This is a genomic window from Paraburkholderia sp. GAS448 (genome assembly GCF_050435685.1).
Lineage (GTDB): Bacteria > Pseudomonadota > Gammaproteobacteria > Burkholderiales > Burkholderiaceae > Paraburkholderia.
Window position 1 is genome coordinate 21,609 of record NZ_JBNDKT010000037.1, and the last position, 12,872, is coordinate 34,480.

A 12,872-nucleotide genomic window follows, 5' to 3' on the forward strand; every position below is an offset into this window, starting at 1 on the left:
AGTTGGCGCATCCCAGGATGCCGCCGGACATAGCCAGGACCGCCCCCAAGCACGCCATGAAAGCCGCCGAAATCCGCGAGAAATTCCTCAAGTTCTTCGAATCGAAGGGCCATACGATCGTCCGCTCGTCGAGCCTTGTGCCCGGCAACGACCCGACGCTGCTCTTCACCAATTCGGGGATGGTGCAGTTCAAAGACGTTTTCCTCGGCGCGGAATCGCGTCCGTACTCGCGGGCTACCACCGCGCAGCGCAGCGTGCGGGCCGGCGGCAAGCACAACGATCTGGAAAACGTCGGCTACACGGCGCGTCACCACACGTTCTTCGAAATGCTCGGCAACTTCTCGTTTGGCGACTATTTCAAGCGCGATGCGATTCACTACGCGTGGGAACTGCTGACGGGCGTGTATCAGCTACCCAAGGACAAGCTCTGGGTCACCGTCTATCACGAGGACGATGAAGCGCACGACATCTGGGCGAAGGAAGTCGGCGTGCCGGTCGAGCGCATCATCCGCATCGGCGACAACAAGGGTGCGCGTTACGCGTCGGACAACTTCTGGCAGATGGCGGACACCGGCCCATGCGGCCCATGCTCCGAAATCTTCTATGACCACGGTCCGGACGTATGGGGCGGCCCGCCGGGATCGCCTGAAGAAGACGGCGACCGTTACATCGAGATCTGGAATCTGGTGTTCATGCAGTTCAACCGCGACGCGCAGGGCAACATGACGCCGCTGCCGAAGCAATGCGTCGATACCGGCATGGGCCTCGAGCGTATCGCCGCGGTGCTGCAGCATGTGCATAGCAACTACGAAATCGACCTGTTCCAGGCGCTCATCAAGGCTGCTGGCCGTGAAACCGGTGTGGCCGATCTCACGAACAACTCGCTGAAGGTGATCGCCGACCATATTCGCGCATGCTCGTTCCTGATCGTCGACGGCGTGATCCCGGGCAACGAAGGGCGCGGCTATGTGCTGCGCCGGATCGTGCGCCGCGCGATCCGCCACGGCTACAAGCTCGGTCGCAAGGGCGCGTTCTTCAATCGTCTGGTCACTGATCTTGTGGAACAGATGGGCGGCGCCTATCCGGAACTGAAGGACGCCGAGCAACGCGTGACCAATGTGCTGCGCCAGGAAGAGGAACGCTTCTTCGAGACGATCGAGCACGGCATGTCGATTCTCGAAGGCGCGTTGACCGATCTCGAAGCGAAGGGCGGCAAGACGCTCGACGGCGAACTCGCATTCAAGCTGCACGACACCTACGGCTTCCCGCTGGACCTCACGGCGGACGTCTGCCGCGAGCGCGGCGTGACGGTCGACGAACCGGCTTTCGACGAGGCGATGGCGCGTCAGCGTGAACAGGCGCGCGCGGCCGGCAAGTTCAAGATGGCGCAGGGCCTCGAGTACACGGGCGCCAAGACGACGTTCCACGGCTACGAAGAGATCGTCTTCGATGACGCGAAGATTGTCGCGCTGTATGTCGACGGAGCGTCGGTGAATGAGGTGGCGAAGGGCCAGCAGGCAGTCGTCGTGCTGGATCACACGCCGTTCTACGCGGAGTCGGGTGGTCAGGTCGGCGATCAGGGGCTGCTCGGCAACGCGAGCGTGCGCTTCGCCGTCGCCGACACGCTGAAGGTGCAGGCCGATGTGGTTGGTCACCATGGCACGCTGGAGCAAGGCACGCTGAAGGTCGGCGACGTCGTGAAGGCGGAGATCGACGCGGTGCGCCGTGCCCGCACGGCCCGCAACCACTCGGCAACCCACCTGATGCACAAGGCGCTGCGCGACGTGCTGGGCTCGCACGTGCAGCAGAAGGGCTCGCTCGTCGACGCGGACAAGACCCGCTTCGACTTTGCGCACAACGCACCGATGACGGACGAGCAGATCCGTCGCGTCGAAGAAATCGTCAACGCCGAGGTGCTGGCCAATGCGCCGGGAATCGTGCGCGTCATGCCGTTCGACGAAGCAGTGAAGGGCGGTGCGATGGCGCTCTTCGGCGAGAAGTACGGCGACGAAGTGCGCGTCCTCGACCTCGGTTTCTCGCGCGAGCTGTGCGGCGGTACCCACGTGCATCGTACGGGTGATATCGGTTTGTTCAAGATCGTGATGGAAGGCGGCGTGGCGGCGGGTATCCGCCGCGTGGAAGCGATCACGGGTGACAACGCCGTGCGCTACGTGCAGGAACTCGACATGCGCATCAATGCGGCCGCGGCGGCACTGAAGGCGCAACCGTCGGAGCTGACGCAGCGGATCGTGCAGGTTCAGGACCAGGTGAAGTCGCTGGAGAAGGAACTCGGCGCACTCAAGTCGAAGCTCGCTTCGAGCCAGGGCGATGAGCTTGCCGGTCAGGCGATCGAAGTGTCGGGTGTGCATGTGCTGGCCGCGACGCTCGAAGGGGCGGACGTCAAGACGTTGCGTGAAACCGTCGACAAGCTGAAGGACAAGCTGAAGAGTGCGGCGATCGTGCTGGCGTCGGTCGAAGGCGGCAAGGTCAGCCTGATCGCCGGTGTGACGCCGGAGGCCAGCAAGAAGGTGAAGGCGGGCGAACTGGTGAACTTCGTCGCGCAGCAGGTTGGCGGCAAGGGCGGCGGGCGTCCGGATATGGCGCAGGCCGGCGGCACGGAACCGGCGAATCTGCCGGCGGCGCTCGCCGGCGTAAAGGGCTGGATCGAAGCCCAGCTGTAAGCTCCTGCCGTCAGGAGCAGCATCCGATCCGACGCGCAAAGCGAGCCACCGTTCAAGCGGCGGCCATCGAAAGCAAAAAGCCGCGGGCCGAAACGCTCGCGGCTTTTTGCGTTTCAGGCGGGCTGCATCGTCGTTTTGCCGCCCTGCGGCGCGGCTATTCCGGCCACATTGCTCGCCGCGAGCAATTCCTCACGCAGTGCATTCAACGCCGACGAAAAGTGTCCGCGGCGCCAGATCAGCAGCGTATCGATCGCGCCGAGTTCGCCGAGCGAGTGAACCGCAATATCGTCCACGTTTTGCTGCAGGTTCAGCACCGAGCGCGGCGCCACCGCAACGCCCGCACCGGCCGCCACGCAGGCGACGACAGCGTGGTACGAGCCGAGTTCGAGCACCCGTGCCGGCCGGATGCCGTGCTCCAGATACCACTTTTCGATGTAGCTTCGATAGACGCAGCCGCGCTCGAATGCAATGAGCGTCGATAGCGCGACGTCGCGGGCCTGATGGATCGGCCGGTGGCCGCGTGGCGTCAGCATCACGAGTTCTTCGCGGAATACCGGAACGGATTCGAAGACATCGCTCAGCGTGTCCGCATCGAGTGGCGTCGCGATCAAGGCGGCGTCGACCTCGAATTCGCGCACGCGCTCGACCAGGCGCCCGGTTGTGCCGGTTTCCAGTTCCAGCGCGACGTCGGGCCAACGCTGGTGATATTGCGCGAGCAGGCCCGGCAGGCGGCTTGCGGCGACGCTTTCCATCGTGCCGAGCCGCAGCCGTCCGCTCGGACGGTTTTCGCGCACCGCGTGACGCGCCTCGTCGGCGAGCGCAAGCAGCCGTTCGGCGTACGGCAGCAAGGTCTCGCCGGCGGGCGTCAGCACGAGCCGGCGCCCGTCGCGGATGAAGAGATCGGTGCCGAGCTGTTCCTCGAGCTGCTTGATACGCGTCGTGACATTCGACTGCACCCGGTTCAGCTTCGCGGCGGCGCGCGTGACGCCGTTCTCGCGCACGACCGCACGAAAAATGGTCAAGGCGGCCAGATCCATGATTCTCTCCAGGTGATCGTATCAATCATGATTATTCATTTTTAGAGATTGAAACGTCAAGCTAGTATCAAGGAAACGGATGGTGATCGCGTTGCCGTCCTCCAATCATCTGACTACGCTCATGACCGATCTCGTTTCCCGTGCGCTTGCACCGTCCGCGGGAGCTCACGAAGCCCGTCAGGCCGCGCTGGCCTGCATGGTGACCCTTGCTGTGGCACTCGGTGTCGGGCGCTTCGCGTTCACCCCGTTGTTGCCGCTGATGCTGCATGGCGGTTCCCTGGATATCCGGCAGGGCGGATGGCTCGCGTCGTGGAACTACGCGGGCTACTTTGTCGGCGCCGTCGCTTGCGCTGCATTGCGCGTCGACCCGGCGCGGATGGTTCGGGCGGGACTGGCCGCCACTGTCGTGCTGACGCTCGCCATGGGCTTCACGCATTCATTCTGGCTCTGGGCGATCATCCGCTTTGTCGGCGGTGCGGTCAGCGCGTGGACGTTCGTTTTCGCCTCGCAATGGGGGCTGCGCAGGCTCGCCGAGCTTGGAGCCAACGCATGGGGCGGGGTGATCTACACCGGGCCGGGCGTGGGGATCGTCGGGACGGGGCTGCTGGTGAGCGCGGCGGGCGGCTTCGGCGCGACTGCAGGCTGGATTGGCTTCGGTCTCATTTCAGCGGTGCTGACGGCGCTCGTCTGGGGCGCATTCAGGGCGAGTCCGTTGCATCAGGCGAAGGTTGCGGCCACGCCTCGTCACGCGAGCGGCCGCCAGGGGCCGCATATCGGGGCAACCGGGCAGGTGCACGCCGACTCCACGAGGCGCGCGTCCGCTGCACAGCCTGTCCGGTCAAGCGAGCCCGCCAACTTGCCCCAGCGCGCCGCCGAGTTGCCCCACCGGAGCCACATCCACCGCGCCGACGCCTTTTGGCTCGTCGTGCTCTACGGCGTGCCCGGTTTCGGCTACATCATCACGGCGACCTTCCTGCCCGTCATCGCGCGTGCTGCGCTGCCTGGTTCCGCGTGGCCCGACCTGTTCTGGCCGATGTTTGGCGCGGCGCTGATCGTCGGGGCGCTGCTCGGCGCGCGCCTGCCGTTGCACTGGGACAACCGCACGCTGCTCGCCGGCTGCTATGTGCTGCAGGCGGCCGGAATCGCTTCGGGCATCATCTGGCCGACGGCGGGCGGCTTTGCGATCGGCAGCATCCTGATCGGTCTGCCGTTTACGGCGATCACGCTGTTTGCCATGCGCGAAGCGCGTCGTCTGCATGGCGAACATGCGGCCGGACTGATGGGATATGCGACCGCGGCCTACGGCATCGGTCAGATCGCCGGCCCGCTCGTGGCCGCCCCGATCGCGGCGCACACCGGATCGTTCTCGCCCGCCCTGTGGCTGGCAGTGGGGGCGTTGATGCTGGGCGCGCTGGGTCTCGTCGCCGTGACGTATGTGCCGAAGCGCGAACCGGACAATAACGGGATGGCGCACTAGAATGTCGGCTTTCCCGTCACTTTCGCGCGCCGTTGCACGGCGCGCCGCCAGCCATGCAACATTTCGCATCGGACAATTACGCCGGCATCTGCCCCGAGGCGCTCGGCGCGCTCGTCGAAGCTAACAACAGCGGTCACGAGCCCGCCTATGGCGACGACTCCTGGACGCAGCGCGTGTGCGACCGTCTGCGCGACCTGTTCCAGACCGATTGCGAGGTGTTCTTCGTCTTCAACGGGACGGCCGCGAATTCGCTCGCGCTGGCCTCGCTGTGCCAGTCGTATCACTCGGTGATCTGCCATGAACTTGCCCACATCGAAACGGACGAGTGCGGCGGCCCGGAATTCTTTTCGAACGGCTCGAAGTTGCTGACCGCGCCCGGCGTGCACGGCAAGCTGACGCCGGACGCGATCGAAGCCGTCGTTACGCGCCGCGCCGATATCCATTACCCGAAGCCCAAGGTCGTTACGCTTACGCAATCGACGGAAGTCGGCAGCGTCTACAGCGTCGAGGAAGTGCGGGCGATTGCGGCGATTGCGAAGCGCCGTCACCTGAAAGTCCACATGGACGGCGCGCGGTTTGCGAACGCCGTCGCGGCGCTCGACGTGCATCCTTCCGAGATCACGTGGCGCGCGGGAGTCGACGTGCTGTGTTTCGGCGGCACGAAGAATGGCTTGCCGGTGGGTGAGGCGGTGGTGTTTTTCGATCGCGCGCTCGCTGACGATTTCGCTTACCGCCTCAAGCAGGCCGGTCAGCTCGCGTCGAAGATGCGCTTCATCTCCGCACCGTGGCTGGGTCTGCTCGACGATGACGTGTGGCTGCGCAATGCGCGGCACGCGAACGCCATGGCGCAACTGATGAAAACGCGTCTCGAAGCGATCCCCGGCGTCAGCATCATGTTCCCCGTCGAATCCAACGCGGTGTTTGCGCAATTGCCCGCCCACGCGGCAAAGGCGATGCGCGCGAAGGGGTGGAAGTTCTACGAATTCATCGGCGCGGGCGGCTGCCGGCTGATGTGCGCGTGGGACACACAACCCGAGACCGTCGAGCGCTTCGCCGCCGAAGTCCGCGAACTCTGCACGGCCTGAGGGCCGGGGCTGGGCGCGTCCTCACTACTCACATTCCGGTTGAGCATGTCCGACTATCAATTCTGTCCGCGTTGCGCGACGCCGCTCGTCGAACGCAGCGATCCCGAGCACGAGGGCGCCCGTGTCCGCCTGGCCTGTCCCGACAAATCCTGCGGCTACGTGCACTGGAACAACCCGTTGCCCGTTGTCGCGGCGGTCGTCGAATACGAAGGGAAAATCCTGCTTGCGCGCAACGCGGCCTGGCCTGAGGGCATGTTCGCGCTGATTACCGGCTTTCTCGAGAACGGCGAGACGCCGGAGCAAGGCATCGCGCGCGAGGTGCACGAAGAAACTTCGCTGCATGCCAAGACTGTCGAGCTGATCGGCGTCTATGAGTTCATCCGCAAGAACGAACTGATCATCGCGTATCACGTCAAGGCGCACGGCACGATTTCGTTGTCGCCGGAACTGCTCGAGTACCGGCTTGTCGAGCCGGCGAAGCTGCGTCCGTGGCGGGCAGGCACGGGGCAGGCGCTGGGCGAATGGATGCGCCGGCGCGGCTTGCCGTTCGAGTTCGTCGAGCGGCCGGGGCAGTGAGCGGCGGCAGCGCATCGCCGGATGACTAGCCAGACGGCCGATGGCGGGCAAGGGGAAACCGTTGTTACAGTGACCGTAGTCCGCCTTTCATCACCGAAGAAAAATCGATGAACAAACCGATCGCAACGCCGCGCACCGCCTACCCGCACTTCCTGCCGATCACCACGCGCTGGATGGATAACGACGTCTACGGCCACGTCAACAACACCGTCTACTACAGTTACTTCGACACCGTGGTCAACGAATACCTGATCCGCACGGGTGTGCTCGATTTCGAGCATGGCGCGACGATCGGCCTCGTCGTCGAAACGCACTGCAACTACTTCGCGCCGTTCGTCTTTCCGGAGCGGGTGGATGCGGGCCTGCGTGTGGCACGCCTCGGCTCGACGAGCGTGCGTTACGAAGTGGGTCTCTTCAAGGAAGGCGACGCGCAGGCGGCGGCGCAAGGGCATTTCGTGCACGTGTACGTCGACCGGATCACGCGCCGTCCGGTCGCGCTGCCCGATGCGTTGCAGGCGGCGCTTGCGCCGCTCGTCGTCGCCGGGCAATAGCGCGTGCAGTCGTTCGTCATCAACCTGCTGAACGGGGTGAGCTACGGCTTGCTTCTGTTCATGCTGTCGGCGGGTTTGACGCTGATTTTCAGCATGCTCGGCGTGCTCAATTTCGCGCATGCGAGTTTCTACATGCTCGGCGCGTACGTCGGCTTTTCAGTCGCGGCGCGCGTGGGCTTCTGGAGCGCGCTCGTCATTGCGCCGCTTGTCGTCGGGCTAATCGGCGCGGCGATGGAGCGCTGGTTGCTGCGGCGCGTGCGGCCACACGGCCATCTTGCTGAACTGCTGCTGACGTTTGGCGCCGCTTATCTGATCGGTGAAGCGGTCAAGCTCGTCTGGGGGCTTCCGGCGCTGGCGGCGCACGTGCCGCCAGCGCTCGATGGGCCGCTCTTCACGGTCTATGGCGCTGCGTTCTCGCGCTATCGGGCGTTCACGATGGCGATATCGATCGCGATGCTGGCGGCGCTCTACACGCTGTTGCGCACTTCGAAAACCGGCTTGATTATCCGTGCTGCGCTGACCCATGCGAGTGCGGTCGAAGCGCTTGGCCACAACGTGCCGCGCGTCTTCACGCAGGTCTTTGCTGCTGGCACGGCGCTCGCGGCGCTCGCCGGCGTAATCGGCGCGCCGCTCTTTGTGATCGAACCGGCGATGGCGGAGTCTGTCGGGTCGATCGTGTTTGTCGTGGTCGTGATCGGCGGGCTGGGCTCGCTGGGCGGTGCGCTTGTCGCCTCGCTCGTCGTCGGGTGCGTACAGACGCTGGCGGTCGCGAGCGACGCGTCGCTCGGCGCGCTCGCCGCATGGATCGGTCAGCCATTGCCGCCTGAATGGGCAGCGTTGAGCGTCGCGCAACTCGCGCCGCTCGTGCCGTATCTGCTGCTGGTGGCGATGCTCGCGCTGCGGCCGCGCGGACTCTTCGGACAACGCGAAGACGATGCGTAAGGCTCACGACGTGCATCGGCCGCGCGCATGGCGCGACCCCGAGACCGGATCGCGACGCGGTGTGCCTTGCTGGCGCATCGCTGTGCCATGGCTCGCCCTCATCGCGCTCTTTGCCGTACCGCCGTTCCTGTCGTCGCAAAGCTGGCTGCTCGCCTACCTCGCGCAGACCGCGACGATGATCGTGTTCGCGCTGTCGTACAACCTGCTGCTTGGAGAGACAGGCCTGCTCTCATTCGGGCACGCAGCGTATGCGGGACTGGGTGCGCTCGTCGCGGCACATGTGTTCAATCGTTACGCCATCGCGTTGCCGTGGCTGCCGCTCGCCGGAGGTGTCGGCGGAGCGCTGGCGGGTGTGATATCCGGCGCAGTGGCAACCCGACGCGCCGGCACCGCGTTCGCGATGATCACGCTGGGTATCGGCGAACTCGTCGCCGCGGCAGCGTGGACGCTGCCGGACTGGTTCGGCGGCGAGGCGGGTATACCGATCGATCGTGCGAGCGGTCCGATGTGGGGCAGCTGGACGTTTGGCCCTGCGCGCGAGGCCTATACGGTGATTGCCCTCTGGTGCCTGCTTGCGAGCGCCGCGATATGGGCGTTATCGCGCACGCCGTTTGTCCGTCTTGCCAATGCCGTGCGGGACAACCCCGTGCGTGCGGCGGCCATCGGTTGCAATCCGCGGCAGGTCCGTTGTGCGATGTTTGTGTTGTCGTCGTTCTTTGCGGGCGTCGCGGGTACGCTCGGGCTCGTGAATGTCGAACTGGTCTCGACGGAAAGCGTCGGCATGTTACGCTCCGGCGCCGCGTTGCTGGCGACGGTGATCGGCGGGACCGGCGCGTTTTTTGGGCCGGTTATCGGGGCGGTGGCGCTGGTGTTCTTCAGCGTCGGGCTGGCGAGCGTCACGCAGGCGTGGCTCTTTTATCTTGGCCTCTTCTTTATCGTGGTTGTTGCCGGTTCGCCAGATGGCCTCGCCGGTTTCGCGGCGTGTGCCGCAACGACGCTGTCGCGGTTCGGCTGGCGTGCGTGGTCGCGTCTATATCTCCTGCATGTCTGCACGGTGTTGTGCTGGACGATGGCCCTCGTGCTCGCCGTTCAGTGGGCGTACGCGACACACGCGTCGGACGACGTGGCGGGCAACCCAGTTCGGCTCGGCAATGCTCAGATCGGCTCGATGACATCCGTGACGGCTCTGCTGGCGACGATCTGTGCGCTGATTGCGCTCGGCCGGTTCGCGCGGCGTTACGCACGGCAGATGCAGATGCAACTCGAGCGTGGTACCGAAGACGCGGGAGATGCGCGATGACGGCCGCACTCGCGCTGCACGGCATCGAGAAACGCTTCGGCGCGACGCAGATTCTGCGTGGCGTCGATCTGACCATCGAGGCAGGCGAACGTCATGCGTTGATCGGCCCCAACGGCGCGGGCAAGTCGACGTTGTTCAATCTGATCTCAGGCATGGGACGCGCGAGTGCGGGCCGCGTTGAGCTGAACGGCATCGACATCAGCCGCTTCGCGCCGGCTGCGATCAGCCGGCTCGGGCTCGCGCGCAGCTTTCAGACGACCAGTGTCTTCGGCCGTCTCACCGTGTTCGACAACCTGCGCTGTGCGGTTCTCGCAGCGAATCGGGATGATCTGCGCTGGTGGCATCGCTGGACCGGCTCGCAGGCGGTAGACGCACGCGCGGCACAGGTTCTCGACGCGGTTGGCCTGTCTCCGCGCCGGCACGAGCGGGCAGGCACGCTGAGTTACGCGGAGCAGCGTGCGCTCGATCTCGGGCTTGCGCTCGCCGGCGGCGCGCACACGCTTTTGCTTGACGAGCCGACGGCCGGCATGAACCGGGCAGAAGCCGCGCGCGCGATCGACCTGATCCGCGAGACCACCGAGGGCCGCACGCTCCTGATGATCGAACACGACATGGACGCCGTCTTCAGCCTCGCCGATCGCGTTTCCGTGCTGGTGCAGGGCAGGCTGATCGCGACCGGCACGCCGTCGGCGATCCGTGCGGACGAGCGTGTGCGCGCAGCCTACCTCGGCGAGGGCCTGGCCCGATGAGCGCGCTGCTCGAAATCGGCGGATTGCGTGCATGGCATGGCGCGAGCCAGGCGTTGTTCGGCGTCGACCTGCGGATCGACGCGGGTGAGATCGTCGCGCTTACGGGACGTAATGGCTCGGGCCGTTCGACGCTCGCGCGAGCCGTCATGGGCCTGGTGCACGCCGAAGGTCGGATGCGTTTCGCCGGCCGGTCACTGTCCGGTTTGCGCACCTTCGAGATCGCGCGGCTCGGCATCGGTTACGTGCCGGAGCATCGCGATGTATTCCCGACGCTGACCGTGCATGAAAACCTGCAGCTTGGCATCGCGCCGCACCATCGCGGACGTGCACCGCGCTTCACGTTCGAGGATGCCTACGCGCTCTTTCCCGCGCTTCGCGAACGTCGGGCCACCCGCGCAGGTGCACTCTCCGGCGGCGAGCAGCAGATGTTGTCGCTCGCCCGCGCGCTGGCCGGCGACCCGGAACTGCTGATCGTCGATGAACCCGCCGAAGGACTCGCCGGGCAGGTCGCGGCTCAGGTCGCGGCGTGTCTGCGCATGTTGCATGAACGCGGCGTCGCGGTGCTGTTGATCGAGCAGCGGCTTGCGATCGCACACGACATCGCGAGCCGGATCGCGGTCATGGGGCACGGCGAGATCGTGTTCGACGCTTCCCCTGGCGCCTTCCTGCAGCGCGACGATATTGTGCGGGAGTGGCTGGGCGTCGGCTGATGCGGTACGTGAAAGACCCGGCGAGTGACACCGCGTAGTGGCGCGTCAGCTGCGTGAATCCCGCTCGATGATCCACTCATGCGCGGGATCGTTTCTGAAGTGCCAGGTTCTCTGTTTTCCCGCCATGACATTCAGATAGTACGAGTCGTATCCATACGGCACCACGACCGGATGATAGCCACGCGGCACCATCACGATGTCATGGTCCTCGACGGCCATCGATTCGTCGATATCGCGCGAGTCGGTATAGACCCGCTGGAAGGCAAAGCCCTGCGGCGGATTCAGCCGATGGTAGTACGTCTCTTCCAGCGAGCTTTCCTGCGGCACGTTGTCGGTGTCGTGCTTGTGCGGCGGGTAGCTTGAAGCGTGTCCGCCGGGCGTACGGACTTCCACGACGAGCAGCGACTCCGCCAGTTCGGTCTGCGGAAGAATGTCGCACACGTAGCGCGTATTGAGCCCCTTGCCGCGGGTCGAGCGCTTCATCTGCGAAGGTTCGATCAGGCGGGCCGGATGCAGGCCGCTTGCCGGCGCGCTGGCGACGCCTATTTCGGCGCGCCGCACGGCACGCACCGTTGTACGCACGCCTGGCGGCAGATAAACCGCATACGGGGCGGCGTCTTCGAAGACGCTGTCGCGCGAACCGAGGCTGCTCCATTTCGTGTCGGCGGTCTCGACATCCACGGCTCCCGACAGCACGACGATGCAGGCTTCGCGCTTCGCGTCGTGCACATAGACGATTTCGTCCGGTTCCAGACGGTAGGCCGCGAAGCCCACGTACCGCCAGGCCGCGGATTCGGGTGTCACGCGCGCGATTGTCTGGCCTTCGCGCTGTGCCTTGACGAGCAGACTCATGCTGCCTCCCTGGATAAATCAAGCGGCGCATCGACGAGCGACCGCAATGTCTGGTAACCCTTCTGGGCATACGCGTACGAAGGCGCGATCACCGGATCCTGTTCCGCCTCGACGACCAGCCAGCCGCGATAGCCGTGCTTTTTCAGGCGCTGGATGATGGAGGCGAAATCGACCGTGCCATCGCCCGGCACGCTGAAGGCGCCGTTGATCACCGCGTCCAGAAAGCTCCAGTTGCGGTTGCGCGCGAGCTTGATGACGGCGGGCCGCACGTCCTTGCAGTGCACGTGGCAGACGCGCGCGATGTGCCGGTCCAGCACCGCAACGGGGTCGCCGCCTGCGAACGTGATATGTCCGGCGTCGAAGAGCAGACCGACCGCATCGCTCGTGAGCGACATCAGACGATCGACGTCGGCGGGCGTTTCGACGTACGCGCCCATATGGTGGTGATACGCAAGGCGTACACCGCGGCTTAGCATATAACGCGCGAATTCATCGACGCGCTTCGCATACGTTTCCCATTGCGCGTCGGAAAAGAAGCGCGGTCGCTGGTAGAGCGGCTGCGGCGCGCCCTGGATCGAATCGGCGACTTCGCCGTAGACCATGACCGTTGCGCCGTTCTGTGCGAGCAGATCGAGATGCGGGCCGACTGACGCGATTTCCTCTTCGACGCTGCGTCGCGCGAGCCGTCCCGAATACCATCCGGAGACAAGCGCGAGATCGTATTGCGCGAGCAGCGTCTTCAAGGCCTGTGGCTCTCGCGGAAACTTGTTGCCAAGCTCGAACCCCTCGTAGCCGATCTCGCGACCTTCGGTCAGCGCGACTTCAAGTGGCGTTTCACCGCCCAGCGAGGGCAGGTCGTCATTCATCCACGAAAGCGGGTTGATGCCGATGCGTACTTCGAACTGAGTCATG

At 65.1% G+C, this 12,872-nt stretch carries 12 protein-coding genes; 9 read left to right on the plus strand and 3 right to left on the minus strand.

From position 1 onward, the window contains the following. Window positions 1-56 precede the first annotated feature (56 nt). A complete protein-coding gene (gene alaS / locus P3T23_RS38615) occupies window positions 57-2,681 on the plus strand; it encodes an alanine--tRNA ligase (protein ID WP_429321311.1) in 2,625 nt (874 codons plus the stop codon). Between the two features lie 113 nt (window positions 2,682-2,794). Here the strand turns inward: alaS and P3T23_RS38620 are convergent, their stop codons facing one another. Then, window positions 2,795-3,718: a LysR family transcriptional regulator gene (locus P3T23_RS38620; RefSeq protein ID WP_429321312.1), complete on the minus strand. Its 924-nt coding sequence runs from the start codon at window positions 3,716-3,718 to the stop codon at window positions 2,795-2,797. Window positions 3,719-3,839: 121 nt separating this feature from the next. On the opposite strand from P3T23_RS38620, the gene P3T23_RS38625 reads away from it, so the two are divergent. From P3T23_RS38625 to P3T23_RS38660, 8 genes are all read left to right on the plus strand, one after another. Continuing rightward, window positions 3,840-5,195, plus strand: coding sequence for a YbfB/YjiJ family MFS transporter (locus P3T23_RS38625; protein WP_429321351.1), 1,356 nt, complete (start codon window positions 3,840-3,842; stop codon window positions 5,193-5,195). Window positions 5,196-5,248: 53 nt separating this feature from the next. Then, window positions 5,249-6,280: a threonine aldolase family protein gene (locus P3T23_RS38630; RefSeq protein ID WP_429321313.1), complete on the plus strand. Its 1,032-nt coding sequence runs from the start codon at window positions 5,249-5,251 to the stop codon at window positions 6,278-6,280. Window positions 6,281-6,325: 45 nt separating this feature from the next. Then, the gene (locus tag P3T23_RS38635) at window positions 6,326-6,856 is read left to right on the plus strand and encodes an NUDIX domain-containing protein (protein WP_429321314.1); all 531 of its coding nucleotides are present in this window, start codon (window positions 6,326-6,328) and stop codon (window positions 6,854-6,856) included. Window positions 6,857-6,963: 107 nt separating this feature from the next. After that, entirely contained in the window at window positions 6,964-7,407 is a 444-nt protein-coding gene (locus P3T23_RS38640; RefSeq protein WP_429321315.1) for an acyl-CoA thioesterase, read from the plus strand. Window positions 7,408-7,410: 3 nt separating this feature from the next. Next, on the plus strand, window positions 7,411-8,349 hold the full coding sequence (locus P3T23_RS38645; RefSeq protein WP_429321316.1) for a branched-chain amino acid ABC transporter permease: 939 nt from the start codon (window positions 7,411-7,413) through the stop codon (window positions 8,347-8,349). Further along, complete coding sequence (locus tag P3T23_RS38650) at window positions 8,342-9,649, plus strand: branched-chain amino acid ABC transporter permease (protein ID WP_429321317.1); 1,308 nt, start codon at window positions 8,342-8,344, stop codon at window positions 9,647-9,649. Before P3T23_RS38645 ends, P3T23_RS38650 begins: the two co-directional genes overlap by 8 nt. Continuing rightward, on the plus strand, window positions 9,646-10,398 hold the full coding sequence (locus tag P3T23_RS38655) for an ABC transporter ATP-binding protein (RefSeq protein ID WP_429321318.1): 753 nt from the start codon (window positions 9,646-9,648) through the stop codon (window positions 10,396-10,398). The genes P3T23_RS38650 and P3T23_RS38655 overlap by 4 nt, the downstream gene beginning before the upstream one ends. Beyond that, complete coding sequence (locus P3T23_RS38660; protein ID WP_429321319.1) at window positions 10,395-11,108, plus strand: ABC transporter ATP-binding protein; 714 nt, start codon at window positions 10,395-10,397, stop codon at window positions 11,106-11,108. Before P3T23_RS38655 ends, P3T23_RS38660 begins: the two co-directional genes overlap by 4 nt. Window positions 11,109-11,153: 45 nt before the next feature. Here the strand turns inward: P3T23_RS38660 and iolB are convergent, their stop codons facing one another. Both iolB and iolE read right to left on the minus strand, forming a co-directional pair. Further along, on the minus strand, window positions 11,154-11,960 hold the full coding sequence (gene iolB, locus P3T23_RS38665) for a 5-deoxy-glucuronate isomerase (protein ID WP_429321320.1): 807 nt from the start codon (window positions 11,958-11,960) through the stop codon (window positions 11,154-11,156). After that, window positions 11,957-12,871: a myo-inosose-2 dehydratase gene (iolE, locus tag P3T23_RS38670; RefSeq protein WP_429321321.1), complete on the minus strand. Its 915-nt coding sequence runs from the start codon at window positions 12,869-12,871 to the stop codon at window positions 11,957-11,959. Before iolE ends, iolB begins: the two co-directional genes overlap by 4 nt. Window position 12,872 lies beyond the last annotated feature (1 nt).

Excerpts from the sequence above, each read along its gene's own strand:
- alaS (WP_429321311.1), top strand. The coding sequence starts at position 57 with ATGAAAGCCGCCGAAATCCGCGAGAAATTCCTCAAGTTCTTCGAATCG.
- P3T23_RS38620 (WP_429321312.1), bottom strand. The coding sequence starts at position 3,718 with ATGGATCTGGCCGCCTTGACCATTTTTCGTGCGGTCGTGCGCGAGAAC.
- P3T23_RS38625 (WP_429321351.1), top strand. The coding sequence starts at position 3,840 with ATGACCGATCTCGTTTCCCGTGCGCTTGCACCGTCCGCGGGAGCTCAC.
- P3T23_RS38630 (WP_429321313.1), top strand. The coding sequence starts at position 5,249 with ATGCAACATTTCGCATCGGACAATTACGCCGGCATCTGCCCCGAGGCG.
- P3T23_RS38635 (WP_429321314.1), top strand. The coding sequence starts at position 6,326 with ATGTCCGACTATCAATTCTGTCCGCGTTGCGCGACGCCGCTCGTCGAA.
- P3T23_RS38640 (WP_429321315.1), top strand. The coding sequence starts at position 6,964 with ATGAACAAACCGATCGCAACGCCGCGCACCGCCTACCCGCACTTCCTG.
- P3T23_RS38650 (WP_429321317.1), top strand. The coding sequence starts at position 8,342 with ATGCGTAAGGCTCACGACGTGCATCGGCCGCGCGCATGGCGCGACCCC.
- P3T23_RS38655 (WP_429321318.1), top strand. The coding sequence starts at position 9,646 with ATGACGGCCGCACTCGCGCTGCACGGCATCGAGAAACGCTTCGGCGCG.
- P3T23_RS38660 (WP_429321319.1), top strand. The coding sequence starts at position 10,395 with ATGAGCGCGCTGCTCGAAATCGGCGGATTGCGTGCATGGCATGGCGCG.
- iolB (WP_429321320.1), bottom strand. The coding sequence starts at position 11,960 with ATGAGTCTGCTCGTCAAGGCACAGCGCGAAGGCCAGACAATCGCGCGC.
- iolE (WP_429321321.1), bottom strand. The coding sequence starts at position 12,871 with ATGACTCAGTTCGAAGTACGCATCGGCATCAACCCGCTTTCGTGGATG.